Genomic DNA, 23,674 nt, shown 5'->3' with positions numbered 1-23,674 from the left:
AAGCTACTGCTTCTCCTACTTGATCAATATTCCTTTATATCTATTTAGCGTTTTTAAAGTAATACCAGTTCCTCTTACCACCGCTCTTAAAGGATCTTCAGCAATGTAAACCGGTAGATCTGTTTTGGTAGATAAACGCTTATCTAAACCTCTTAACATCGATCCACCACCGGCAAGATAGATTCCGGTATTGTAAATATCTGCTGCTAATTCTGGCGGAGTTTGAGATAAGGTTTCCATAACTGCGTCTTCAATTCTAAGAATAGATTTGTCCAGTGCTTTGGCAATTTCTCGATAAGAAATATTTACCTGTTTTGGTTTTCCTGTTAAAAGATCACGTCCCTGTACGCTCATTTCTTCTGGCGGAACCTCTAAATCTTCAGTAGCAGCACCAATCTGAATCTTAATTTTTTCCGCAGTTCGCTCACCAACATAAAGGTTATGCTGTGTACGCATATAATATACGATGTCGTTGGTGAAAACATCCCCAGCAATTTTGATGGATTTGTCACAAACAATTCCGCCAAGAGCGATCACCGCGATCTCTGTAGTACCACCACCTATATCTACGATCATGTTCCCTTTAGGCTGCATGATGTCTACACCAATACCAATAGCAGCAGCCATAGGTTCATGAATAAGGTAAACTTCTTTACCATTAACACGCTCGGCACTTTCTTTTACCGCACGCATTTCAACTTCTGTAATTCCAGATGGGATACAAATAACCATTCTAAGAGCCGGAGTAAACATTTTACGTTTAAGCGCCGGAATCTCTTTAATGAACATGGTAAGCATCTTCTCACTCGCATCAAAATCTGCAATTACACCGTCTTTTAACGGCCTAATAGTTTTGATATTCTCATGTGTTTTTCCCTGCATCATTGCCGCTTCTTTTCCAACAGCCGTAATTTTTCCAGAGGAACGATCACGGGCTACTATCGAAGGGCTATCCACCACTACCTTATCATTATGAATGATAAGAGTATTGGCAGTTCCTAAATCTATCGCTATTTCTTCAATGAGAAAATCAAAAAATCCCATAGGTTATTTTATGTATTGGTAAAAAGTATTCTATTAATGTTTAAAATGGCGGGTTCCTGTCATTACCATTGCAATATCATTTTCATTACAATAATCGATACTTAATTGATCTTTGATAGAACCACCTGGCTGAATTACTGCTGTAATTCCAGAATTTCCGGCAATTTCTACACAATCTGGGAATGGGAAAAAGGCATCACTTGCCATTACCGCACCCTTAAGATCGAAATTAAAAGAACCTGCTTTTTCAATACTTTGTCTTAGAGCGTCTACACGTGAGGTTTGTCCCGTTCCGCTAGAACAAAGTTGTTTGTTTTTAGCCAGAACAATAGTGTTAGATTTTGTATGCTTACAAATTTTTGAAGCAAACAAAAGATCTTCGATTTCCTGTTCTGTAGGTTTATTATTTGTTGCGTAGGATAGATCGTCTAAAACATCTGTTTTATTGTCTTTATCCTGAACTAAAACTCCGTTTAAGCAGGTGCGCACCTGATTTTCTGGAAGTTCTATTTCTTTTTGAATTAAAATAATTCGGTTTTTCTTTCCTTTTAAAATTTCTAAAGCCTCTTCAGAAAAAGAAGGAGCGATAACTACTTCACAAAATAAAGAATGAATTTCTTCAGCAGTAGCTTTATCAATTTCTGTATTAGCAATTAAAATTCCGCCGAAAGCAGAAACTGGATCACCGGCCAAAGCATCAACATAGGCTTGTTTTATTGTATCGCGTTGAGCAAGACCACAAGCATTGTTATGTTTTAAAATGGCAAATGTTGGCGCTTCTCCTTTAAACTCGTTCATAAGAACTACCGCAGCATCAACATCTAAAAGGTTGTTGTAAGATAGTTCTTTTCCGTGGAGCTTATCAAACATTGCATCAAAATCTCCAAAAAATGTCCCTTTTTGATGTGGATTCTCACCATATCGCAAGGATTTTCCTTCCTGAATACTTTGTTTAAAAGCAGGAATTTCTTCTGAAGTATTAAAGTAGTTGAAAATAGCAGTATCGTAATGCGAAGAGATATTGAATGATTTTGCCGCGAAATTTTTACGTTGTGCTAAGCTGGTTTCACCATTTCCTTCCTTCAAAACTTCCAGGAAATCTGCATAATCGTTTACAGAAGATACACAAAGTACATCCTTAAAGTTCTTAGCAGCTGCACGAATAAGTGAAATACCACCTATATCTATTTTCTCGATAATATCCTGCTCAGAAGCTCCAGAAGCTACTGTTTTTTCGAAAGGATAAAGATCTACGATTACGATGTCTATTTGTGGAATCTCGTATTGAGCAATTTCTTTAACGTCACTTTCGTTATCCTGGCGGTTTAATATTCCTCCAAAAACTTTTGGATGTAAGGTTTTTACACGACCACCTAAAATAGAAGGGTAAGAAGTAACGTCTTCTACAGGAACAACATCGATCCCTAGATCTTTAATAAATTTCTCTGTTCCTCCGGTAGAATAAATTGTAATTCCCAGATCGTTAAGCTTTTTAACGATGGGAGCCAAACCATCTTTACTAAAAACTGAAATTAATGCAGATTTGGCTTGTTTTAAATTGCTCATTATGTTGTGTTTGTTAAAGTGGCAAAAGTAAGTATTTAAGGCAAAAACTTAAAAGTGTTTTTGCTTATTTATAAATAAATTTTGTAACGAATATTTAAGCTGTGCGTCATATAAATAATTCTGTTTAAAAAAGCAGCTATTTTATTATGCTTATATTTCTAAGAGTACTTGGTGAGAGTTTTAATTTTGCGATTAATGCTTTAAAAAATAACCTTTTGCGTACATTTCTCTCGTTGCTTGGAGTGACGATAGGAATTTTCTCTATTATCGGTGTACTTGCTGCTGTAGATTCATTAAAGAACGAAATTTCTGGATCTTTAAGTAGTCTGGATAATAGTACGACCATCGTGATGCGTTTTAATTTTGGGCCTACAGATATCCCACGGTGGAAATGGCAACAATTTCCAGATGTTACTTACGACGAATATCAGTTCTTAAAACGAAACCTGCCAGATGCCAAAGCAGTTACTTTTACTCAAAATGTTCCTGCTGAAACTATAAAATATCAGGATGCCAGTAGTCTTGGTGTGTCAGTACAGTCGGTTGGAAGTGAGTATTACGATATTGAAGCGATTAATATTGAAGAAGGTCGATTTTTTAACGAATCTGAGGCTGCCAGTGGTTCGCCTGTTATCGTAATGGGAAGTGAAATTGCTGAAAATCTCTTTGGAAGTATAGATCCTATTGGTAAACAGGTTCGTTTATACGGAAGAAAATTTACGGTAATTGGCTTGCTGAAGAAAGAAGGTTCCTCGATGTTTGGGCCTAGTAAAGACAGTCAGGTTTTTGTACCGGTAAATGTTACCAGAAGGATTTATGGGGAAAATAATAGGAGCATTTTTCCTCAAATAATGATAAAACCTGAAGCCGATGTCGATAATGCCGAATTCCTTGCGGTTTTAGAGCAACGTCTTAGAACTTTCCGCGGAATAAAACCCGGTGAAGTAAGTACCTTTTTTGTTAATCAATTACAAGGATTTACAGAAATGATCGATAATATTACAGGAACGCTAAATATGATCGGACTCGTAATAAGCGGATTTTCATTATTAGTGGGTGGTTTTGGGATTGCCAATATCATGTTTGTAAGTGTAAAAGAGCGTACTAACCTAATCGGAATTCAGAAATCACTTGGGGCAAAAAATAAGTTCATTCTTTTCCAATTTTTATTTGAAGCAATCATTCTGGCCATCATTGGCGGTGCAGCAGGATTGTTCTTTGTTTGGATCACCACGATCATAGTTTCTAATTTCACGGGAGATTTTGAATTTATTCTTTCCTTCGGAAATATTCTTTTGGGAACAACAGTTTCAGCATTAATCGGCTTGATCTCGGGGATAATTCCTGCGATTTCAGCATCAAGACTAGATCCTGTTGAAGCTATTAGAACCGGAATGTAACATTTAGACCGCTACTTTAGAGAATAGATTCTAGAGTTTAGACAAGATCATTTTTTACTTTGAAAAATAAAAACCTCACAATTTCGATAAAATCAGGATTGTGAGGTTTTCTCTTTGTGGGAACTATTTTCACTGTCTGCCGTCAACGGCGACTTAAACTTTTTACTGCAAACTGCCTACTGAATTACTGCTCCAGGATCTCGGCAACTTTTTCGTTCACAAATTCTAAGAACAATTCGTCTTCTTTAGAAAATGGATCTGGCGTATGAGAATCGATATCGATCTGGCCAATGTTTTCACCATTTACAAATAATGGCACTACAATTTCAGCTTTAACATGAATGCTACATGCGATATAATTGTTCTGTGCTTTTACATCTGGCACCACAAAATTCTCGTTAGAAACAGCAACCTGCCCGCAAATTCCTTTTCCGAAGGGAATAATTTCGTGATCGGTTGGTTCACCGGCAAAAGAGCGAAGTTTTAATTCCTCTTTATCACCATTTTTAAAATAAAACCCAACCCAGTTATAATAAGGAATGTTTTCCATCAATAACTCACAAACCTGTGTTAATCGATGATCTACAGATAATTCTTTGGTGTTTAGAATGTCTTCAACCTGTGGTCTTAATTTGTCAAATGGCATAATTTCTAATTTTTAAGCAAAAGTATTTAAAATCTAAGTGCTGTTACAGCCATTTGTCTAAATTTGTTGAAACTCATTACAATTGCTTCAGCTTTTTAAAAAATATAGCGTTGTTATTCGGTTTATTGCCGTTTTCCTCGGAAGTTATTTTCTGCTTTCTGTGTTGTATAATTCCTATTTAATTTATTCTGAAGCTCAAACTGAATTTTACCCCGATTTTTTCACCAATATCGTTAGCAGGCAAAGTGCAGCCGTAATGGAATTTTTGGGATACGCAATAAAACTTGAAGCTCACGAAACCGAAAGGGCCATAAAGGTTTTTATCGAAGATGCTTTTTTAGTCCGCGTGGTAGAAGGCTGTAACAGTATAAGTGTGATTATTCTTTTTATCTCTTTTATCCTGTCTTTCTTTGCGAAAAAAAGAACCACGATTTTTTACATTTTGGGTGGGAGTGTACTTATTTATGCCATGAATTTAATTAGAATCGCTTTGCTTACCATTGGGATTTACGAATATCCGCAATATGCGAGTTTGATGCACGAAATTATTTTTCCACTAATTATCTACGGCACCGTTATTATTTTATGGATTTCCTGGGTGCGGGTCTATGCAAATTTAGAAAAGAATGAAGGCGAGGTATAGAATCATTTTTATCGGGATCTTAGTGATCGTGCTGGCGGCCATTCGGTTTTACGAAAGCAGTCTTTTCTACGATCCGTTAATTCGTTTTTTTAAATCTTCAGATTACCTGCGTGATAAGATTCCAGAGTTTAAGCCGGGATTGTTGATTCTGAATACATTTTTTAGATATACACTAAACAGTCTCATTTCCGTAGGGATCATCGCGATAGCATTTGTAGATCGTAATATTGTAAAGTTTTCAGCCGTTTTATTTCTATTGCTTTTTGGGATTGCCGGGAGCGTTTTTACCTATTTAGTTTTTACTATTGAAAACGAACATTTTCTCGCCCTGTTTTATGTTCGTCGTTTTTTAATTCATCCAGTGTTCATTTTGGTGCTTTTACCCGCTTTTTATTATTACCGAATGCACAACCGAAGAAGAAAGAACTTAAATTGAAAGAATTTCCCTAAATTTTGAAATTCTAAGCTCCTTTATTCTATTATTTTTGCTGAGTGAATAGCTATTTAGCTTGTTCTAAGCTTGTTTGCTAATTATTTCGAAATAAGACCATAATAAGGATGTGTCACCCTGAACTTGATTCAGGGTCTCATCATAATAGTTTGTTTTTCATACATGAAAGATTCCGGATCAAGTCCGGAATGACGAAAATAAAGCATTGATAGAAATTACGGATAATCAATTATTTTGTTGTAAATTATCGATTATCGACTACTTTTGTAATAAATGAAAAAGGTTTTTGCTAAAATATTCGCTTCCATTTTAGCCGTTTTAGTGCTTTTTTCTACCTTATCTTTTACGGTAGATCAGCATTTCTGCGGAAATTTCCTTGTGGATAGCGCCATTTTTACAAAAGCAAAGACCTGCGAAATGGAAATGAATTCAGCAACTTCAGCTGAAGCTTCCATTACAAAAGAACCCTGCTGTACCAATAAGAAAGTAGAAGTTAAAGGTCAGGACGAACTGAAGCAGAACTTCAATAATCTCGATTTTCAGCAGCAATTATTTATCACTGGTTTTGTCTATTCTTACCTTCAGGTTTTCGAGGTTTCAGAGCCAGATTTTATTCCTTTTAAAGATTATTCCCCGCCAAAACTGGTCTGCGATATTCAGTTGCAGGATCAGGTGTTCCTTATTTGATCTAAACATATTTCAATGTCGAAGCTTAATCAAGTTTCGATGATTTTGCTATGCCTTTTTTTAGGTTAGGCTCAAAGCTGAAATTATGTGTTTTTAAGATCAAATATTTCTTTTTATGCTGAATAAAAGCATTAAATTTTTAATAGAAAACAAACTGGTTGCCGTAATCCTACTTGTGGTTTTGGTAGGATGGGGAGTGGTAAATGCGCCTTTTAATTGGGATACAGGATGGTTGCCACGCGATCCGGTGGCGGTAGATGCCATTCCCGATATTGGTGAAAATCAGCAGATAGTTTTTACAAAGTGGGAAGGTCGTTCGCCGCAGGATATCGAAGATCAAATCACCTATCCACTTACCACTTCGTTACTGGGAATTCCCGGGGTGAAAACCATTCGGAGTTCTTCGATGTTTGGTTTCTCGAGTATCTATATCATTTTTGAAGAGGATATTGAATTCTATTGGAGTCGAAGCCGAATCCTGTAAAAATTAAATTCATTACCAGGCGGATTGCTGCCCGATGGTGTAAATCCTTCTTTAGGGCCAGATGCTACGGCTTTAGGTCAGATTTACTGGTATACTTTAGAAGGTCGCGATAAAGATGGAAATGTAACCGGTGGCTGGGATCTTCAGGAGTTACGAAGCATTCAGGATTTTTACGTGAAATACGCCCTTTCTGGTGCCGGTGGCGTGTCTGAAGTTGCTTCCATTGGTGGTTATGTTCAGGAATATCAAATTGATGTAGATCCTGAAAAAATGCGCCAGTATAACGTTAGTTTGCAAGATGTCGTTAAAGCCGTAAAAGAAAGTAATCGTGAGATTGGAGCACAAACTTTAGAGATCAATCAGGCAGAATATTTAGTGCGCGGTCTCGGCTATGTAAAATCTATTGAGGATATCCAAAAAGCTGTTGTTTCCTCCAAAGATTTTGCCGCATTAAAAGTTAGCGATGTAGCAAAAGTTTCTTTAGGTCCTGCAGCGCGACGCGGAATCTTAGATAAAGAAGGCGCTGAGGTTGTAGGCGGAGTAGTGGTTGCTCGTGATGGCGCTAACCCAATGGAGGTGATCAATAATGTGAAAGATAAAATTGCTTCTATAAGTGGTGGTTTACCTTCTAAAGAACTATCCGACGGCACCACTTCACAACTTACTATTGTTCCGTTTTACGATCGATCTGAACTAATTCATGAAACTTTAGGAACTTTAAACGAAGCACTGAGTTTAGAGATTTTGATCACTGTTTTTGTGATCGTGATCATGGTGTTTAATCTTCGAGCTTCCATTCTTATTTCTGGATTGCTTCCGGTTGCCGTGTTAATGGTATTTATCGGGATGAAATTCTTTAATGTCGATGCTAATATTGTGGCACTTTCAGGAATTGCGATTGCTATTGGGACGATGGTCGATGTTGGGGTGATCCTTTCAGAAAATATCATTCGGCATTTAGATGAAAACGAAGCAGATCTGCCAACAAACACGGTGGTTTATAATGCAACGGCTGAGGTTTCTGGCGCGATCATTACGGCGGTCTTAACTACGATCATTAGTTTTATTCCGGTGTTTACGATGGTAGGGGCTGAAGGGAAATTATTCCGTCCGCTAGCTTTCACAAAAACCATGGCGCTTACTGCTTCGATCATTGTTGCGCTGTTTTTAATTCCGCCATTTGCTGCAAGTATTTTCAGAAAAAGAACACTTCGGAAAAATTTCAATTTAGCCATTCAGGGAATATTAATATTGGCCGGAATTGCAATGATTTTTTACGGATTCTGGATAGGCTTAGTTTTGATAGGTTTAGGAGTAGCCGGAATTTTAAAGGCGCAAAAAATCACTTCAGAAAATCAACATAACTGGCTTGTGGTTGGCATTATTGCGACCGCTATTGTATTTATGCTGGCTGTTTTTTGGAGACCACTTGGTTTAGATAGTTCGATCATTTGGAATGTGATCATGGTGGCGATCATTTGTTTTGGTTTATTGTTCGTTTTCAATCTTTTCAAAAGCAATTATACCCGAATCTTACATTGGGCATTAGCAAATAAGATTTTATTCCTTGTTTTTCCACTGGCCATCATCATTGCAGGATTCTCGATTATGCGAAACACGGGCGAAGAATTTATGCCTTCGCTTAATGAAGGTTCATTTTTGCTGATGCCAACCTCGATGCCTCATGCAGGAGTTGCTGAAAATAAGAGAATCTTACAGCAATTGGATATGGCGGTGGCTAGTATTCCTGAAGTTGAAACGGTGGTAGGGAAGGCAGGTAGAACCGAGTCGGCTTTAGATCCTGCACCGCTCAGTATGTACGAAAATATCATTCAGTATAAATCTGAATATATGCTGAACGAGAACGGGAAACGTCAACGTTACAAGGTTGATAACGATGGTTTTTTTATACTGAAAAATAAAAAGCTCGCTATCGATGGAAGTGCTCGTTTTACTGAAAATGAGATCCCAGATTCGATAAATTCAAGCTATAAAATTAGTAGAGAACAATTAATTCCAGATGATGATGGCGAGTACTTTAGAAATTGGCGACCTGCGATAAGCTCACCAGATGATATTTGGAACGAAATTTCAGCAGCTACAAAATTACCTGGAATCACCTCTGCGCCAAAACTGCAACCTATCGAAACACGATTGGTAATGCTGCAAACCGGGATGCGTGCGCCAATGGGAATAAAAGTAAGCGGACAGGATTTAAAGCAAATTGAAGCTTTTGGAATGAAGCTGGAAGAAATTCTAAAAGAAGCTGAAGGCGTAAAAGATGAAGCCGTTTTTGCCGATCGAATCGTAGGAAAACCATATTTGCTAATGGATATTAAACGCGATCGATTAGCCAGATATGGAATTTCAGTAAGTGATGTTCAGGAAGTTTTGGAAGTTGCTGTTGGAGGAAAAATGCTGAGTCAGACGGTTGAAGGTCGAGAGCGATATTCGGTTAGAGTAAGATATCCAAGAGAGCTTCGCGATTCACCAGAGGATCTTAAAGATATTTATGTTCCGGTAGAAAACGGTACGCCTGTTCCTTTAAATGAGCTGGTTGAAATTCGTTATGAACAAGGGCCGCAGGTAATAAAAAGTGAAGACACTTTTTTAATTGGTTATGTGCTTTTTGATAAAATGGATGGTTTTGCTGAAGTTGATGTGGTTGAAAATGCACAGCGAACTATTCAGCATAAAATAGATTCAGGTGAATTAGAAGTTCCGCAGGGCATTAATTATGAATTTACTGGGAATTACGAAAATCAGCTTCGTGCTGCGAAGACTTTATCGATCGTGGTTCCACTGGCGCTGCTCATCATTTTTATGATTCTGTACTTTCAGTTTAAATCGGTTACCACATCCTTTATCGTGTTCACCGGGATTGCCGTAGCTTTTGGAGGAGGATTTATTATGATCTGGCTTTATGGGCAGGATTGGTTTTTAAATTTCAGTCTGTTTGGTGAAAATCTTCGGGATCTATTCCAAATGCATACCATCAATTTAAGTGTTGCGGTTTGGGTTGGATTTATTGCACTTTTCGGGATTGCAACAGATGATGGTGTGGTGATGGCGACGTATCTAACACAAACTTTCGGTAAAAATGAACCCAATACGGTAAAAGCTATTCGAGCTTCTGTGGTTGAAGCCGGAGAGAAAAGGATAAGACCCTGTTTAATGACCACAGCAACGACCATTTTAGCATTATTGCCGGTGCTAACAAGTACAGGACGTGGAAGTGATATTATGATCCCAATGGCAATACCAAGTTTCGGCGGAATGTTAATCGCTTTGATCACACTTTTTGTGGTGCCGGTATTGTTTTGTTGGAAGAAGGAGTTGAAGTTAAAAAAAGTAATGAGAAGTTAGAATTGAGACCGCTTCGCTGTTAGAAAATAGAAGATAGACAAGGAAATGACGACAGGTTTGAGATACGTGATTTTGATTGAACGTGAAACAAAACTTTAAATGAAAAATAAAAATAAACTGATGGCTGAAAGCTGGCAGCTAACAGCAGAAAAGACATATAAAATTCTATCGCTTTGTGTGATGCTGTTACTTTCTTTAGGAACCAAGGCACAACAACTGGAAGCTTATGTTTTAGAAGCACAGGATAATAGTCCGGCGATCGATGCTTTGCTAGCGAAATATGATATTTCTAAAGAGCAGATCAATGCGGTAAACACGTTGCCGAATACCGAATTTGCTGCAGGTTATTTTGTGAGTGAACCCGAAACCAGAACCGGGCCGCAGCAAGCCAAATTCTCCGTGAAGCAAATGTTTCCTTGGTTTGGGACGATTTCAGCGAGGCAAAATTATGCCAGCGCATTAGCTGAAGAAGATAATATTGAGGTCGATATCGCTTTGCGCAAGTTAAGATTATCGGTTTCTAAGAGCTATTTTCAGTTGTATGAAATTCAGGAGAAAATTGAAGTGATTCAGGAGAATATTGAGTTATTGAAGGTGTATGAAGAATTGGCGCTAAACGGAGTAGAAGTAGGGAAAGCCAGCGCTGTAGATGTGCTTCAGCTGCAAATGCGTCAAAATAAGCTCAGAGATCAGCAGGTAAATCTGGAAAGTCAATTAAATGCCGGAAAAGTGGCTTTTAATCGATTAATGAATAGAGATAATAATGCTTCAGTTGAACTTGTAGATACCTTGGAGTTGCCTTCAGAAGAAATAAATATTTCAGAAATAAAAGTTCATCCAGAATTATCCAAATTCGATGAAAGTCTGGAAAGCGTTGATTTTACTGAAGCTATTAATCAAAAAGAGTCGGCTCCGCAATTTGGTTTAGGTGTAGATTATATCAATGTTGGGACGCGTACCGATATGGCTATTCCCGATAATGGGAAAGATATTGTGATGCCGATGATATCGCTTTCGATCCCGATTTTTAATAATAAATACTCTTCGGTTTCTGCACAGAATGAATTGCGGAAAAAGCAAATTTCAGCAAATAAAAGTCAGCGTTTAAATGAACTGGAAAGCAGTTTGTCGAATGCAATTGAAATGCGGAATTCAGCTCGTAATTCCGTAGAAATTCAACTTCGTAATATTGGGTTGACAAAAGATGCGGAAGATATTTTGATGCGCAGTTACGAAAGTGAAAGTTTAGATTTTAGAGATGTACTTGATATCCAGGAAATGCAATTAGATTATCAGATGAGATTTGCCGAAGCGGTAAGTAATTATTTTCAGCAAACGGCGATGATTCAGTATTTGGTGGAATAGTAGTGAGTAAATGGAATTGAGTATTCCGCGAATAGAAAAGAGAATATAGAGAATAGAAAATAGATTTTGATTTATTAAGCTAATGGCTGATAGCTAAAAGCTACAAAAACGATTATGAAAAAAACAATTATATACACAGGTTTGGCTTTGATCATTGGCCTTTTTGTTGGCTATTTGGTTTTTAGCGGAAGTGAAAATAAAGCCGAAGAAACGCATGCTGAACACGATGCTGCAGAAGATACGATGTGGACTTGTTCTATGCATCCACAGATCATGCAGCCTGAACCTGGCGATTGCCCGATTTGCGGCATGGAACTGATCCCGGCAGATCAAAGTGATGCAACTATTGCAGGTTTTACAATGACGGAGAATGCGATGAAACTGGCAAATATTCAAACAAGCATTGTTGGAACTTCTAATGCAGATAAATCAATTAATCTCTCCGGGACTTTAGAAGCGAATGAAGAATTAAATGCGGTGCAATCGTCGTATTTCGCCGGGAGAATCGAACAGCTTTTTATCAATACCACGGGTGAGCAGGTTAAGATTGGTCAAATTTTGGCAACAATTTATTCACCTGAATTGGTAGCTGCCCAGCAGGAATTGTTAACGGCTTTAAAACTAAAGGAATCTCAGCCTAAATTGTACCAGGCGGTACGAAATAAGCTTAAGAATTGGAAGTTGACTGATTCGCAGATCAATGCCATCGAAGAAAGCGGAAAAGTAAAAGAGAATTCCCCTGTTTTTGCTTCAAATTCAGGCACGGTGACTAAAAAAATGGTTAACGAAGGTGATTATGTAAATCGTGGAGAAGCTTTGTATAAAGTCGCAAATCTTACTAAAGTATGGGCGGTTTTTGATGCTTACGAGCAGCAATTGTCTAATTTAAAAGAAGGTCAAAAACTTCAAATCTCGGTAAATGCTTTTGCAGATGAAAGTTTTAGCGGAACCATAGATTTTATAGATCCTATTTTGGATAATTCTGCCAGAACTACAGAGGTTCGCGTGGTTTTAGATAATCGAGACGGAAAATTAAAACCGGGAATGTTTGTGCAGGCTGAGGTTGAGTTGGAAGCTACGGAAGCTTCGCAAATAAGTATCCCAAAATCTGCGGTGATGTGGACGGGAGAACGATCTGTTGTGTATCTTAAAACAGATCCTAATACGCCGCAATTTGAAATGAAAGAAGTGAAATTAGGCAGTGAAATTGGCGATTCTTACCAAATTTTAGAAGGTTTGGCAGAAGGAGATGAGGTTGTTACCAACGGAACTTTTACGGTAGATGCCGCGGCACAACTTCAGGGGAAAAAATCGATGATGAGTCGGAATGCGGTTGATAATAATGAATCCATGGCTATGGAAATGAGTTTGCCAAAAAGTTTCCAGTCGGCACTTCAACCGCTGCTTCGAGATTATTTACAGTTGAAAGATGATCTTGTGGGTAGCGATGCCACTTCAGCAATGCAGGCGGCGAAAAAAGCTTCAGCAAAAATCAACAATATTGAGACTGCGGAATTGGATAAAATGCTGATAGCTCATTTTAAAGTGATTCAGGATAAATTTAAAGCGATAAGTGCTTCAGAAGAAATTGCAGCGCAACGAGAGAATTTTATTACGCTTTCACAAAATATGATCGCGCTGGTATCGAATTTCGATGAAATTGAGGAGATTTATATTCAGCGTTGCCCAATGGCGAACAACAACAAAGGTGCAACCTGGCTAAGTAGAAATAAAGAAATTAGAAATCCATATTTTGGAGAGCAGATGATGACTTGTGGTGAAACTTTGGAAACGCTAAATTAAACCTGGAAGAAAACAGCATGATAAAACGTAAAACAGCTTTAAAAATTAGGAAAACGCACCGATATTTGGGTCTTTTTATAGGAATTCAGTTTATCATGTGGACGCTGGGTGGTTTATATTTTAGCTGGACAGATCTGGATGAAATTCATGGGGATCATTTTAAAAAAGAATATCAGGAAACCGCATTTTCTGAGCTTTTAAATCCGATTGATCTGGTGCCTTCGGTTTCTTCAGTAGAAATAAAAGAGATTGCAGGAGCGCCCTATTATTGGGTGAATAGCGAGCAGTTATTTCATGCAAGATCGGGTGAAAAGATTCAGTATATCTCAGAAGAAATGGCTGTAGCGATTGCAAATAGCAGATTAAAAGATGAGCTTAAGATCGACAAGGTGAAATTGATAACGAAGACCGGGAAACATCACGAATATCGAGGTGGAGAGTTGCCGGCTTATGTAGTTTCTTACAAAAATCCAGAGAATCTAAAAGCTTATATTTCTGCAACAAATGGAAGTTTTAAAACAGTAAGACATCGCGATTGGCGTTGGTTCGATTTTTTATGGATGGCGCACACAATGGATTACGAAGGCAGGGATGATTTTAACAACTGGGTTTTGCGAATATTTTCAGTATTAGGCCTGGTCACCGTTTTGAGCGGTTTTGTACTTTGGTATGTAAGTTCACCAACAATTAGAAAAATAAACAAGTAAACAATTAAATTAAATAACAAGCAATTATGAAACGTATACACAGAAATCTATTTTTTATCGCTCTTTCAGCAGGGATCGTTAGTTTTACCAGCTGTAAGGAAAACAAGGAAACTTCTACTGAAACCTCTGCTGAAACTTCGCATGAAGAAATGGAGATGTATCACGACGAAGAGATGGGCGAAGAGTCTGCTATGGAAATGAGTGAGGCCGAATTTAATGATGAAAAAGTTGCAGCGAATTACGAAGCGTATTTAGATCTGAAAGACGCTCTAGTAGCTACAGATGCTGAAGCAGCCCAAACAGCAGCTAAAAAACTATCTGAAAATACAGAAGCTGAGATTATGGATGCTGCGAATAAAATTGCAGAAGCTTCAGACATCGAAGCGCAGCGTAAGGCATTTTCAGAAGTAACGGCTATGATGGAGCCTGTTTTGGAAAATGCGATTGCCTCTGGCGCGATCTACAAGCAATTTTGCCCAATGGCTTTTGAAGGTAAGGGCGATTACTGGTTTGCAAGTTCAGAAGAAATTAATAATCCTTATTTTGGGGATAAAATGTTGCATTGCGGTAGAGTAGAAAAAACTATTCAGTAAAATGCGGAATTTCCGCAATTAATTATTGTAAATGTTGTCACCCTGAACTTGATTCAGGGTCGCATCACAATATTTTCTTTTTCGCATTTATATGAGATTCCGGATCAAGCCTGCCTGTCGGCAAGGCAGGTCCGGAATGATGAAAAAAGTAAGTATATAAATTAAGGATGTTCAAAAATAAGCATCATTCTCTCGCTCTAATTTTTGAGCAAGAGATCTTTTAAAAATTATTGTTTTGGCAGAAAATATTGTTCATATAAAAAATGTAGTTTGTGGCCGTTGTATTGCAACGGTAGAAGATATTCTGTCTAAACTTGAGATTCCGTATAAAGATGTGAGTCTGGGAGAAGCAACTTTGCTAAAAGATCTTTCTGCGGAAGAAAACGATCTCCTAAAATTAGAATTAGAGAAAGTCGGTTTCGAACTTATTGAAACTAGAAATAAACGCATCGTAAATCATATAAAATCGGTTTTAATAGACGAGGTTTCTAATAGCACCGATCATAAAAAACTTTCTGAGATCTTAAGTACTCAGCTTCATTACGATTACAGCCACATTACCAATTTATTTACTGCAGAAGAAGGGCAAAGCATTCAGTCATATTTCAATAAACTAAAAATCGAAAAAGCCAAGGAACTTTTGGAGTATGATGAACTTAGTATTGCTGAAATTGCGTATCAACTAGGGTTTTCAACGGCGGCCTATTTATCTACTTCTTTTAAAAAACAAACCGGGATCACTCCTTCAGAATATAAAAAAATGCAAATAAAAGGGCGAAAAGGCCTTGATTCTGTTTAAGCTTTCCTAAAACCGAAATTTCTTACCATAATTTTAAAAGTACTTCTGCTACTTCTCGTTTAATTTTGATAGAGAACCAAAAAATCAAAATGATGAGAAGTGAGAAATTAGTAAATGCTTTAGTAGATTGTGTAAATCATTGTAACTACTGTGCCGATGCCTGTTTGGATACAGATGATATCGGAATGATGAAAGATTGTATTCGTACAGATAAAGTTTGTGCAGAAGTTTGTAGTGCACTTGCTAAAGTTGCGTTGATCGATGGCGCAAATATTACCGATCTTGTAAAATATTGTGCAGCGATTTGCCAACAGTGTGCAGATGAATGTAAAAAACACGATCACAAGCATTGCCAGGATTGCGCAACCGCTTGTGAAACCTGTGTAGAAGCCTGTAATTCTTATTTGGCTTAAAATTGAATTAAATACCATACCGAAAACCTGAAACTGCAGGTTTTCGGTTTCTTTTCTTATGATGAAGCATAAATACCATGTAAGCGGAATGAGTTGCGAGGGCTGCAAATCTCATGTGACTAAAGCGCTCGAGAATATACCTGAAGTAGAACAAGTTGAAGTTGATCTTGAAAAAGAAACTGCTGAAATTTCTATGAAAAAGCATATTGAAATTGAGAAATTTCAGGACGCCTTGAAAAATGCCGGTGGAAATTATCAGATCTCGATGCCTTCCGAAACAAATTCTTCTGAAGATCATTTGATGACTCATAAATACCATGTAATCGGAATGTCCTGCAATGGTTGTCGCTCTCACGTAGAAAAAATTTTAAATGAAGTTGATGGTGTTGAGAAGGCTGAAGTGAATCTTGAAAAAGCCGAAGCAAAAATCAGCATGCATCATCATATTGAAATAGAAAAGTTTCAGGAAGCCTTGAAAAATGCCGGTGGGAATTATCAGATCTCGATGCCTTCGGAAACAAATTCTTCTGAGGATCATTTGATGACGCATAATTATCATGTAAGCGGAATGTCTTGCAATGGTTGTCGCGCTCACGTCGAAAAAACCTTAAATGAAGTTGATGGTGTCGAGAGCGCTGAAGTAGATCTTGAAAAAGCCGAAGCGAAAATCAGTATGCATCATCATATTGAAATTGAAAAGTTTCAGCAGGCTTTAAAAAATGACGGTGGTGGATATGAAATTCATCCGGTAGATCATAAGCATCATCATTCAGAAAAAAGTAACAAGAAAAAGAAGCCTAAAGCTAAAGGAAATGGTAAGTGGTATTGCCCAATGCATTGCGAAGGTGATAAAATGTATGATGAACCGGGAGATTGCCCGGTATGCGGAATGGATTTGGTGCAGGAGCAAAGTTTAAGTGCTTCAAGTACAATATATACATGCCCGATGCATCCGGAGATTGAAGAAGACGAACCTGGGGATTGTCCAATTTGCGGGATGGATCTGGTAGCTAAGGATCCCGAAGCTGATGCGCAAAATTCAACGTATCTAAAATTGCGTAAAAAGTTCTGGCTTTCTGTAGCTTTTACATTGCCAGTTTTTTTGATAGCGATGTCTGATATGCTGAATAGCAATCCGCTTTACCAGATCATGGACTTGCAATATTGGAACTGGGTACAGTTTGGATTGTCGATTCCGGTAGTTTTTTATACGGCCTGGATGTTTTTTGAACGTGCATGGAAATCGATCGTAAATTGGAATTTAAATATGTTCACGCTAATTGGTATTGGTGCCGGCGTAGCGTGGGTTTTTAGTATTTTAGGACTGCTTTTTCCGGATCTATTTCCAGATCAATTTAAAACGGAAGCAGGAACAGTGCATGTTTATTTTGAAGCTGCCACGGTGATTTTAACCTTGGTGCTACTTGGGCAAATGCTGGAAGCCAGGGCGCACGATCGCACCAATTCGGCTATAAAAGAATTACTGAAACTGGCGCCTAATAAAGCTACTCGAATTAAAGATGGTAAAGAAGAAGTAGTTAATATCGATAAGATCGAAGAGGGAGATGTTTTAAAAGTAAAACCAGGAGAAAAAATCCCGGTAGATGGAGTTATAAAAGAAGGAAAATCGTCGATCGATGAAAGTATGATCACGGGAGAACCTGTCCCCGTAGAGAAATCAGTTGATGATAAAGTAACTTCAGGAACTATAAACGGGAACTCTTCTTTTACCATGATCGCCGAGCAGGTGGGTGATGAAACTTTGCTTTCACAAATTATCCAAATGGTAAACGATGCCAGTAGATCGCAAGCGCCAATTCAGCGTCTGGCCGATAAAATTTCAGGATATTTTGTACCAATTGTGGTGCTTATTTCGGTGATCACTTTTGTGATTTGGGCGATTGTTGGTCCGGCGCCGTCTTATGTTTATGCTTTTGTAAATGCCATCGCGGTGCTCATTATCGCCTGTCCCTGTGCGCTTGGTTTAGCAACACCAATGTCGGTGATGGTTGGAGTAGGGAAAGGCGCTCAAAATGGTGTGCTCATCAAAAATGCGCAGGCGTTAGAGCAGATGAATGAGATTGATACTTTGATTATCGATAAAACCGGAACGATCACTGAAGGAAAACCTTCCGTAGAAAAAATAGTGAGTGTTGGTGATTATACCGAAGCTGAAATTGCAAGATTTATCGCTGCTTTAAATACACATAGTGAACATCCGCTGGCCACTGCAACGATAAAATACGCGAAAGAGAAAGAAGTTAAGATCGAGGAAGCTTCAAATTTTGATTCGGTTACCGGGAAAGGTGTGATTGGTGAACTTCAGCAGAATAAATTAGCGCTGGGGAATAAGGCGCTTTTGGATGAAAAAGGAATCAATTCTTCAGAAAAAATCGATCGCGAAATTGAACAATTTCAGCAACAGGGAAAAACCGTTTCTTATTTAAGTGTAGATGCTAAGGTTGAAGGCTTTGTGGTAATCTCAGATCCCGTGAAAAAAACCAGTAAAGAAGCACTTACCAAATTAAAAGAAGATGGCGTTGAGGTAATCATGCTTACCGGTGATAACGAACGTACGGCAAAGGCGGTAGCCGATGAAATGGGAATTGCTTTTAAAGCCGGAATGTTGCCGCAGGATAAAATGAGTGAGGTCGAAAAACTTCAGCAAAAAGGACGAAAAGTAGCTGCAGCGGGAGACGGAATAAACGATGCGCCGGCGTTGGCCAAAGCCGATATTGGAATTGCCATGGGAACCGGAACTGATGTAGCGATAGAAAGTGCAGAGATCACGTTGGTAAAAGGCGATCTAAAAGCAGTGCTGAAAGCACGAAAACTGAGTGATAAAGTAATGGCAAATATCAAACAAAATCTGTTTTTTGCTTTGATCTATAATAGTATTGGTGTGCCAATTGCAGCCGGAATTCTTTATCCGTTCTTCGGAATTTTATTGTCGCCAATGATCGCAGCTTTGGCGATGAGTTTTAGCTCGGTTTCTGTGATCGCTAATGCGCTGAGGTTACGAGCTTCGAAACTATCGTAAGATTTTAAATAAACTAACTAACCAAAACAGAAATTTATGAATGATTTTTTAAGCAAATGGGGAGAAGCCGCAAATACCAGTCTGGGATTTTTCTGGATGGCATTATGGGCTTTTGCTTTGGGGTATGTGATTAGTAGTTGTATTCAGGTTTTTGTGACTGAAAAACGAATGCAAAAAACAATGGGCGAAAACGAATCTAAAGGAGTTTTACTCGGAACCTTTTTTGGATTTATAAGTAGCTCCTGTAGTTTCGCTGCTTTGGCATCTACCAAAAGTTTGTTTAAAAAAGGAGCAAGTTTTGTCTCAAGTATTGCATTTTTACTGGCGTCAACGAATTTGGTAATCGAGTTGGGAATTATCATTTCGATATTTTTAGGTTGGCAATTTGTTGTAGGAGAATATGTAGGCGGAATTTTATTAATCTTGATCAGTTGGTTACTTATTAGATTATTTCACCCTAAAGGTCTTATTAAAAAGGCACGAGAGCGACTTCAGGATGACGACGATGATGATATAGATGGCCAGAAATCCTGGAAGAAAAGAATTAAAACCGAAAAAAGCTGGGCGAAAGTTTCACAGCAATACGGGATGGAGTGGAAAATGGTCTGGAAGGACGTTACGCTTGGTTTTACTATTGCCGGAATAGTAGCAGCTTTTGTTCCAGATTCGTTTTTTGAAACGCTGTTTATCAATAGTGGGCAGGGAAATACAGATTTCTCATTTTTGATGATTTTAGAACATATTATTATTGGGCCGGTGGTTGCTTTTATCACCTTTATTGGTTCGATGGGGAATATTCCGTTGGCTGCCTTATTGTTTGGTAAGGGAGTGAGTTTTGCCGGAGTGATCGCTTTTATATTTAGCGACCTGGTCGTATTCCCAGTACTTAGAATCAATGCAAAATATTATGGCTGGAAAATGTCGTTTTTCATCTTAATGTTGCTTTTTATTTCTTTGGTTGGTACTTCGCTCTTATTACATTATGGCTTTTTAAGTTTCGATTTAATTCCAGATCCTTCTAGTGTGCAGGTACAGGATCAAACATTTTTTAAAATAGATTATACCTTTTTTATGAATATCGCTTTTTTACTTATTTCAGGATATTTGATCTACTTAGGTTTCTTTAAACGAACCGATGTAATGCAGATGAAAGAAATGGCACCAAAAAGTAAACTAATGGAACGAAGCCTAAAGTATATCGCTTTTATCTGTTATGCCTGGTTAGCTGGTGGGATGATTGTAAAATATTTTATTCAGTAATTTTAAAAAAATAAAAAGAGAAGCTGTTAGGCTTCTCTTTTTTGCAATTGAACAATTATAAAATTGAAATTTATTTGGGGGTTTTGTGTTTATCTCTAAAATCTCTGTGATGATCTTTAAAAGCCATCATTCGATTTCTTCGTTCTGCTCTTTTGGAGTCTTTCCAAAGTTTATATTGATCTGGACTAAGAATCTTCTGAATAGATTGCTGAAAGGCAATTTCTTTATCTAAACGAGCATTCATTCTTTCGAAAGCTTCTTCTTTTAGTTTGCCATCTTCCGCAGCATCTTTCATTTCCTCACGCATTTTGGCTCTGTCTTTAGCTCGTTCTGTATATAATTTCTGAAAATCATTTTGTTGCTTTTCAGTAAGGTCTAATGCCAGGGTAAGCTGTTTAGATTTCAAAATCGCTTTTTCTTCAGCAGTCATATTCATAACTGCACGTTCCTTCATTGGCTTTCTACGATCTTCTTTTTGCTGAGCAAATGAAGATACTGCCACAAGCATCATCATAATAAAACATAATCTTTTCATATTGAAGAATTTTAAAGTGAATTCTATAATAGGACTGTTAAAAAGGATAAAGGTTTAATGCTATTTTTGATTTCAGTTTTTAATTTAAATAGAAAATACTTTAAAAACGTATAAAATCGATATATAATTTGAAGATAGATAAGTAAAGTTAGAACAATAAAAAACCTGCCTCGTGGGGGAGGCAGGTCTTAAAAAACTAATAAATCAAATATAGTCTATCGCTAGACTAGTCGTTAGGATTAAGGATCTGATCTATTCTTTCTGATGCATCCTGAAGGTGATATCTTGTTAGAGTATCTCCTGAGCGGTACATTGAGTTTCTTATTTGTCTTTGTAGTGTTTTTAATTCACCTCTAACGATTGGGCGAATATCACTTTGGCCTACATTAACGTTAGTTCTGCTAATCCAACGACGGTAAGCGCTAGGAATAGCATCCTGGTCTTCTGTCATTAAATAGGCCATACGATCGATATAGGCTCTTTGAAGGTTTCTACGATATCTATCGATTTTTTGACCAGTATTTAATTCACTCCAGATTCCTTTACGTAAATCTTCCATCATTTCAAGAAGCGTATAAGCTTCTTTACCGTTTATTTCTTCGTTTTCTAATAAACGTTGCATTCTTCCGAAGTCTAAAACATTAGAAAGTGTGCTGCTTTGCATACCTCTAATTCTTTCGATGTTTCCGTCGAATTCAATTTTATTAAAAATGTCCTGATCGATTAACCAATTTGGAGTTTCGAACAATTGTTCCTGTAAGAAATCCATTGCTCTTTCCTGCTTTTCTTTAGCAACATGCGTATAAACTGCACCCTCTTGATCGTAGGTTTTAGTGTTTTCGTAAACACCACCAATATTAGCGGTAACATGGCCCATGTAGCGATTAAGCTGGCTAAGCACTTGTCCGTAAAGATCATCTAGATCCTGGTAGTCTTTACCGTCTTCAGCAGTCCACTCGATTAAGTTTGGTACAATACGCTTCAGGTTTTTAATACCATACTCACTGGCAAGCATTGCATCGTCACCAAGATCTTCAGTTTGAGAAGAAGGATCGATAACACCACCACTTTGTTGACTTCCGAAGCGATATAAAGGATCTCCTGCATGTTCTAAGATCCACTCATCTAGAACGGGTTTTTCTTCTTTACCTTCTTTTTCTGGGATTGGTTTGTATCCCCACATGATAGCATACTTATCGTAAGTACCAATATTTGGCATTAAAGCTACATCACCATCACCAGGTTGTGCTACGTAGTTAAAACGAGCGTAATCCATGATAGATGGAGCTGTGCTGTATTTTGCAGTGAATTCTGGATCACGTAAATCTTCTACTGCGTAAGCCGGGCTACTACCCATGTTGTGAGGAAGACCTAGAGTGTGGCCAACTTCGTGAGAAGATACGAAACGAATTAAACGTCCCATGATCTCATCTTTAAATTCTACTCCGCGTGCTTCTTCGTTGATCGCAGCAGTTTGAACAAAATACCAGTTACGTAATAAGGTCATTACGTTGTGGTACCAGTTAATATCTGATTCTAAGATCTCTCCAGAACGTGGATCGCTTACGTGAGGACCATTTGCGTTTGGAATAGGAGATGCTAAGTAACGAACTACAGAATAACGAACATCCTCTGGACTCCAGTCTGGATCTTCTTCTGGAGTAGGAGCTTCTTTTGCGATAATAGCGTTTTTAAATCCAGCTTCTTCAAAAGCTACCTGCCAGTCTTCGATTCCCTGTTTAATGTAAGGTACCCATTTTTCTGGAGTTGCACGGTCGATATAATAAACGATCTGTTTTTTAGGTTCAACTAACTCACCGTTCTTGAACTTCTCCATATCTTCTTCCTTCACCTCTAATCTCCAACGGTCAAGGTATTCTACGGTTTTACTCTTTTGAGCTTCTAAACCATAATCTGTCTGGCTGGTAGTAAACCATCCTACACGTTCGTCGAAATAACGACGCTCCATTGGTTCTTTTGGTAGAAGAATCATAGAGTTACTAAACTCTAAAGAGATAGAACCAGTAGTAGAATTTGATGGTGGATTACCAGCGTTATAGGTTTTTATGTGACGAATTTCGATGTTTTCAGGGTAACTTCTAATCGTATCGATAAGCGAACGACTATCGTCTAACCTTGAAACTTTGTATTGTTTACGGTATCTGTCACCAAGTCCTAAAGCCTGTACATCTTTCTTGTAAAGATCTGTAACATCGATAACGTAAGATTTATTGATAGAATCTTTTCCTACAGTTTCAATTTCGAAAGAGCTAAGGATCGGCTCGAAGTTAGAATTGGTAACCGCCTCGTGAATAGGAAGTGAATCTGCAGCATAAATATCGTGAGAAACAACTCTAAGTAATACTTGGTCACCTTTCTTTTGCCAGCGGTGAACCTGAGTGTTCTGTTTACCTCCACCAAAACCAAGTCCAGAAGCCGTTTTTGCTATTCTTGTTACTGTTAGCATTTCTCTATTAAAGAGACTGTCTGGGATTTCGTAGTAATATTTGTTTTTTACTTTGTGAACGGTGAAAAGACCCTCGTCTGATTTTGCATCTTTAGTGATGACTTTAGAGTAGGGTTTTAATCCGTCTTTAGATTGTTCTTTTTGTGCGGTAGCAGCCTGACTTTTCTTGTTCTTTTGAAAAACAGCACAAGATGCCATTAAAAAAGATAGCCCCACAGCACAAATCCTGATCGGTAGTTTGTTTGTCATAAGGTTTAATTATATTAGCCGAAATTGGATTGAATTTTTTGGAAAAATAATTCCTGTAGAAATCCAAAATCGATTGTTTGACTTTGAAACTTTAAAAAGGTTTAAAGAGAAGTTAATAAAAATGTAAATTTATTGCGAAAAGATACGAAAAAAGGC

17 protein-coding genes and 1 pseudogene are annotated in these 23,674 nt (G+C 37.9%); 13 read left to right on the top strand and 5 right to left on the bottom strand.

The genetic code is table 11. From position 1 onward, the window contains the following. Positions 1–15: 15 nt before the first annotated feature. Both INR75_RS01495 and purH read right to left on the bottom strand, forming a co-directional pair. On the bottom strand, positions 16–1,044 hold the full coding sequence (locus tag INR75_RS01495; protein ID WP_092539387.1) for a rod shape-determining protein: 1,029 nt from the start codon (positions 1,042–1,044) through the stop codon (positions 16–18). 33 nt (positions 1,045–1,077) lie between these two features. Further along, positions 1,078–2,610 (bottom strand): bifunctional phosphoribosylaminoimidazolecarboxamide formyltransferase/IMP cyclohydrolase, encoded by a 1,533-nt coding sequence (gene purH / locus INR75_RS01490; protein ID WP_223090473.1) that lies wholly within the window; start codon positions 2,608–2,610, stop codon positions 1,078–1,080. 146 nt (positions 2,611–2,756) lie between these two features. Here purH and INR75_RS01485 point away from each other — a divergent pair, with 146 nt between their 5' ends. Continuing rightward, positions 2,757–4,010, top strand: coding sequence for an ABC transporter permease (locus tag INR75_RS01485; RefSeq protein WP_223090472.1), 1,254 nt, complete (start codon positions 2,757–2,759; stop codon positions 4,008–4,010). Between the two features lie 184 nt (positions 4,011–4,194). Here INR75_RS01485 and INR75_RS01480 read toward each other — a convergent pair whose 3' ends face one another. Then, entirely contained in the window at positions 4,195–4,656 is a 462-nt protein-coding gene (locus INR75_RS01480) for a GAF domain-containing protein (protein ID WP_084842567.1), read from the bottom strand. Between the two features lie 82 nt (positions 4,657–4,738). Between INR75_RS01480 and xrtF the strand changes: the two genes are divergently transcribed. The 12 genes and pseudogenes from xrtF (at position 4,739) to INR75_RS01420 (ending at position 20,267) form a co-directional block, all read left to right on the top strand. Continuing rightward, on the top strand, positions 4,739–5,299 hold the full coding sequence (gene xrtF, locus INR75_RS01475) for an exosortase family protein XrtF (RefSeq protein ID WP_223090471.1): 561 nt from the start codon (positions 4,739–4,741) through the stop codon (positions 5,297–5,299). Further along, positions 5,283–5,735, top strand: a complete 453-nt coding sequence (locus INR75_RS01470; RefSeq protein ID WP_092539383.1) for an exosortase F system-associated protein — start codon at positions 5,283–5,285, stop codon at positions 5,733–5,735. Before xrtF ends, INR75_RS01470 begins: the two co-directional genes overlap by 17 nt. Positions 5,736–6,023: 288 nt before the next feature. After that, complete coding sequence (locus INR75_RS01465; RefSeq protein ID WP_223090470.1) at positions 6,024–6,437, top strand: hypothetical protein; 414 nt, start codon at positions 6,024–6,026, stop codon at positions 6,435–6,437. 115 nt (positions 6,438–6,552) lie between these two features. Then, positions 6,553–10,287 (top strand): annotated as a pseudogene (locus INR75_RS01460) (efflux RND transporter permease subunit). 99 nt (positions 10,288–10,386) lie between these two features. Beyond that, positions 10,387–11,652, top strand: a complete 1,266-nt coding sequence (locus INR75_RS01455; RefSeq protein ID WP_255584612.1) for a TolC family protein — start codon at positions 10,387–10,389, stop codon at positions 11,650–11,652. Between the two features lie 114 nt (positions 11,653–11,766). Continuing rightward, positions 11,767–13,455, top strand: a complete 1,689-nt coding sequence (locus INR75_RS01450) for an efflux RND transporter periplasmic adaptor subunit (RefSeq protein ID WP_223090469.1) — start codon at positions 11,767–11,769, stop codon at positions 13,453–13,455. Between the two features lie 17 nt (positions 13,456–13,472). Next, positions 13,473–14,162 carry a PepSY domain-containing protein gene (locus tag INR75_RS01445; RefSeq protein WP_223090468.1) on the top strand — a complete coding sequence of 230 codons (690 nt, stop codon included), beginning with the start codon at positions 13,473–13,475 and terminating at the stop codon, positions 14,160–14,162. 26 nt (positions 14,163–14,188) lie between these two features. Further along, positions 14,189–14,755 (top strand): DUF3347 domain-containing protein, encoded by a 567-nt coding sequence (locus tag INR75_RS01440; RefSeq protein WP_223090467.1) that lies wholly within the window; start codon positions 14,189–14,191, stop codon positions 14,753–14,755. Positions 14,756–14,990: 235 nt separating this feature from the next. Beyond that, positions 14,991–15,554: an AraC family transcriptional regulator gene (locus INR75_RS01435; protein ID WP_223090466.1), complete on the top strand. Its 564-nt coding sequence runs from the start codon at positions 14,991–14,993 to the stop codon at positions 15,552–15,554. An 89-nt stretch (positions 15,555–15,643) separates the two neighbouring features. Next, positions 15,644–15,967: a four-helix bundle copper-binding protein gene (locus INR75_RS01430; protein ID WP_370629874.1), complete on the top strand. Its 324-nt coding sequence runs from the start codon at positions 15,644–15,646 to the stop codon at positions 15,965–15,967. Positions 15,968–16,025: 58 nt separating this feature from the next. Further along, on the top strand, positions 16,026–19,007 hold the full coding sequence (locus INR75_RS01425) for a heavy metal translocating P-type ATPase (RefSeq protein ID WP_223090465.1): 2,982 nt from the start codon (positions 16,026–16,028) through the stop codon (positions 19,005–19,007). A gap of 36 nt (positions 19,008–19,043) precedes the next feature. After that, entirely contained in the window at positions 19,044–20,267 is a 1,224-nt protein-coding gene (locus INR75_RS01420; RefSeq protein WP_223090464.1) for a permease, read from the top strand. Between the two features lie 70 nt (positions 20,268–20,337). On the opposite strand, the gene INR75_RS01415 is transcribed toward INR75_RS01420, so the two are convergent. Together INR75_RS01415 and INR75_RS01410 are read right to left on the bottom strand one after the other, a co-directional pair. Then, positions 20,338–20,802 (bottom strand): hypothetical protein, encoded by a 465-nt coding sequence (locus INR75_RS01415; RefSeq protein WP_223090463.1) that lies wholly within the window; start codon positions 20,800–20,802, stop codon positions 20,338–20,340. A gap of 226 nt (positions 20,803–21,028) precedes the next feature. Then, positions 21,029–23,467: a zinc-dependent metalloprotease gene (locus INR75_RS01410; RefSeq protein WP_370629898.1), complete on the bottom strand. Its 2,439-nt coding sequence runs from the start codon at positions 23,465–23,467 to the stop codon at positions 21,029–21,031. Positions 23,468–23,674: the final 207 nt, after the last annotated feature.

It is taken from the genome of Zunongwangia sp. SCSIO 43204, from assembly GCF_019904275.1.
Classification (GTDB): Bacteria; Bacteroidota; Bacteroidia; order Flavobacteriales; family Flavobacteriaceae; genus Zunongwangia; species Zunongwangia mangrovi.
This window is presented reverse-complemented; position numbering and strand designations above follow the sequence as displayed.

Bases quoted from the DNA above. Each gene is read 5' to 3' on its own strand.
- INR75_RS01495 (WP_092539387.1), bottom strand. From the start codon at position 1,044: ATGGGATTTTTTGATTTTCTCATTGAAGAAATAGCGATAGATTTAGGA.
- purH (WP_223090473.1), bottom strand. From the start codon at position 2,610: ATGAGCAATTTAAAACAAGCCAAATCTGCATTAATTTCAGTTTTTAGT.
- INR75_RS01485 (WP_223090472.1), top strand. From the start codon at position 2,757: ATGCTTATATTTCTAAGAGTACTTGGTGAGAGTTTTAATTTTGCGATT.
- INR75_RS01480 (WP_084842567.1), bottom strand. From the start codon at position 4,656: ATGCCATTTGACAAATTAAGACCACAGGTTGAAGACATTCTAAACACC.
- INR75_RS01470 (WP_092539383.1), top strand. From the start codon at position 5,283: ATGAAGGCGAGGTATAGAATCATTTTTATCGGGATCTTAGTGATCGTG.
- INR75_RS01465 (WP_223090470.1), top strand. From the start codon at position 6,024: ATGAAAAAGGTTTTTGCTAAAATATTCGCTTCCATTTTAGCCGTTTTA.
- INR75_RS01455 (WP_255584612.1), top strand. From the start codon at position 10,387: ATGAAAAATAAAAATAAACTGATGGCTGAAAGCTGGCAGCTAACAGCA.
- INR75_RS01450 (WP_223090469.1), top strand. From the start codon at position 11,767: ATGAAAAAAACAATTATATACACAGGTTTGGCTTTGATCATTGGCCTT.
- INR75_RS01445 (WP_223090468.1), top strand. From the start codon at position 13,473: ATGATAAAACGTAAAACAGCTTTAAAAATTAGGAAAACGCACCGATAT.
- INR75_RS01440 (WP_223090467.1), top strand. From the start codon at position 14,189: ATGAAACGTATACACAGAAATCTATTTTTTATCGCTCTTTCAGCAGGG.
- INR75_RS01430 (WP_370629874.1), top strand. From the start codon at position 15,644: ATGATGAGAAGTGAGAAATTAGTAAATGCTTTAGTAGATTGTGTAAAT.
- INR75_RS01425 (WP_223090465.1), top strand. From the start codon at position 16,026: ATGATGAAGCATAAATACCATGTAAGCGGAATGAGTTGCGAGGGCTGC.
- INR75_RS01420 (WP_223090464.1), top strand. From the start codon at position 19,044: ATGAATGATTTTTTAAGCAAATGGGGAGAAGCCGCAAATACCAGTCTG.
- INR75_RS01415 (WP_223090463.1), bottom strand. From the start codon at position 20,802: ATGAAAAGATTATGTTTTATTATGATGATGCTTGTGGCAGTATCTTCA.
- INR75_RS01410 (WP_370629898.1), bottom strand. From the start codon at position 23,467: ATGGCATCTTGTGCTGTTTTTCAAAAGAACAAGAAAAGTCAGGCTGCT.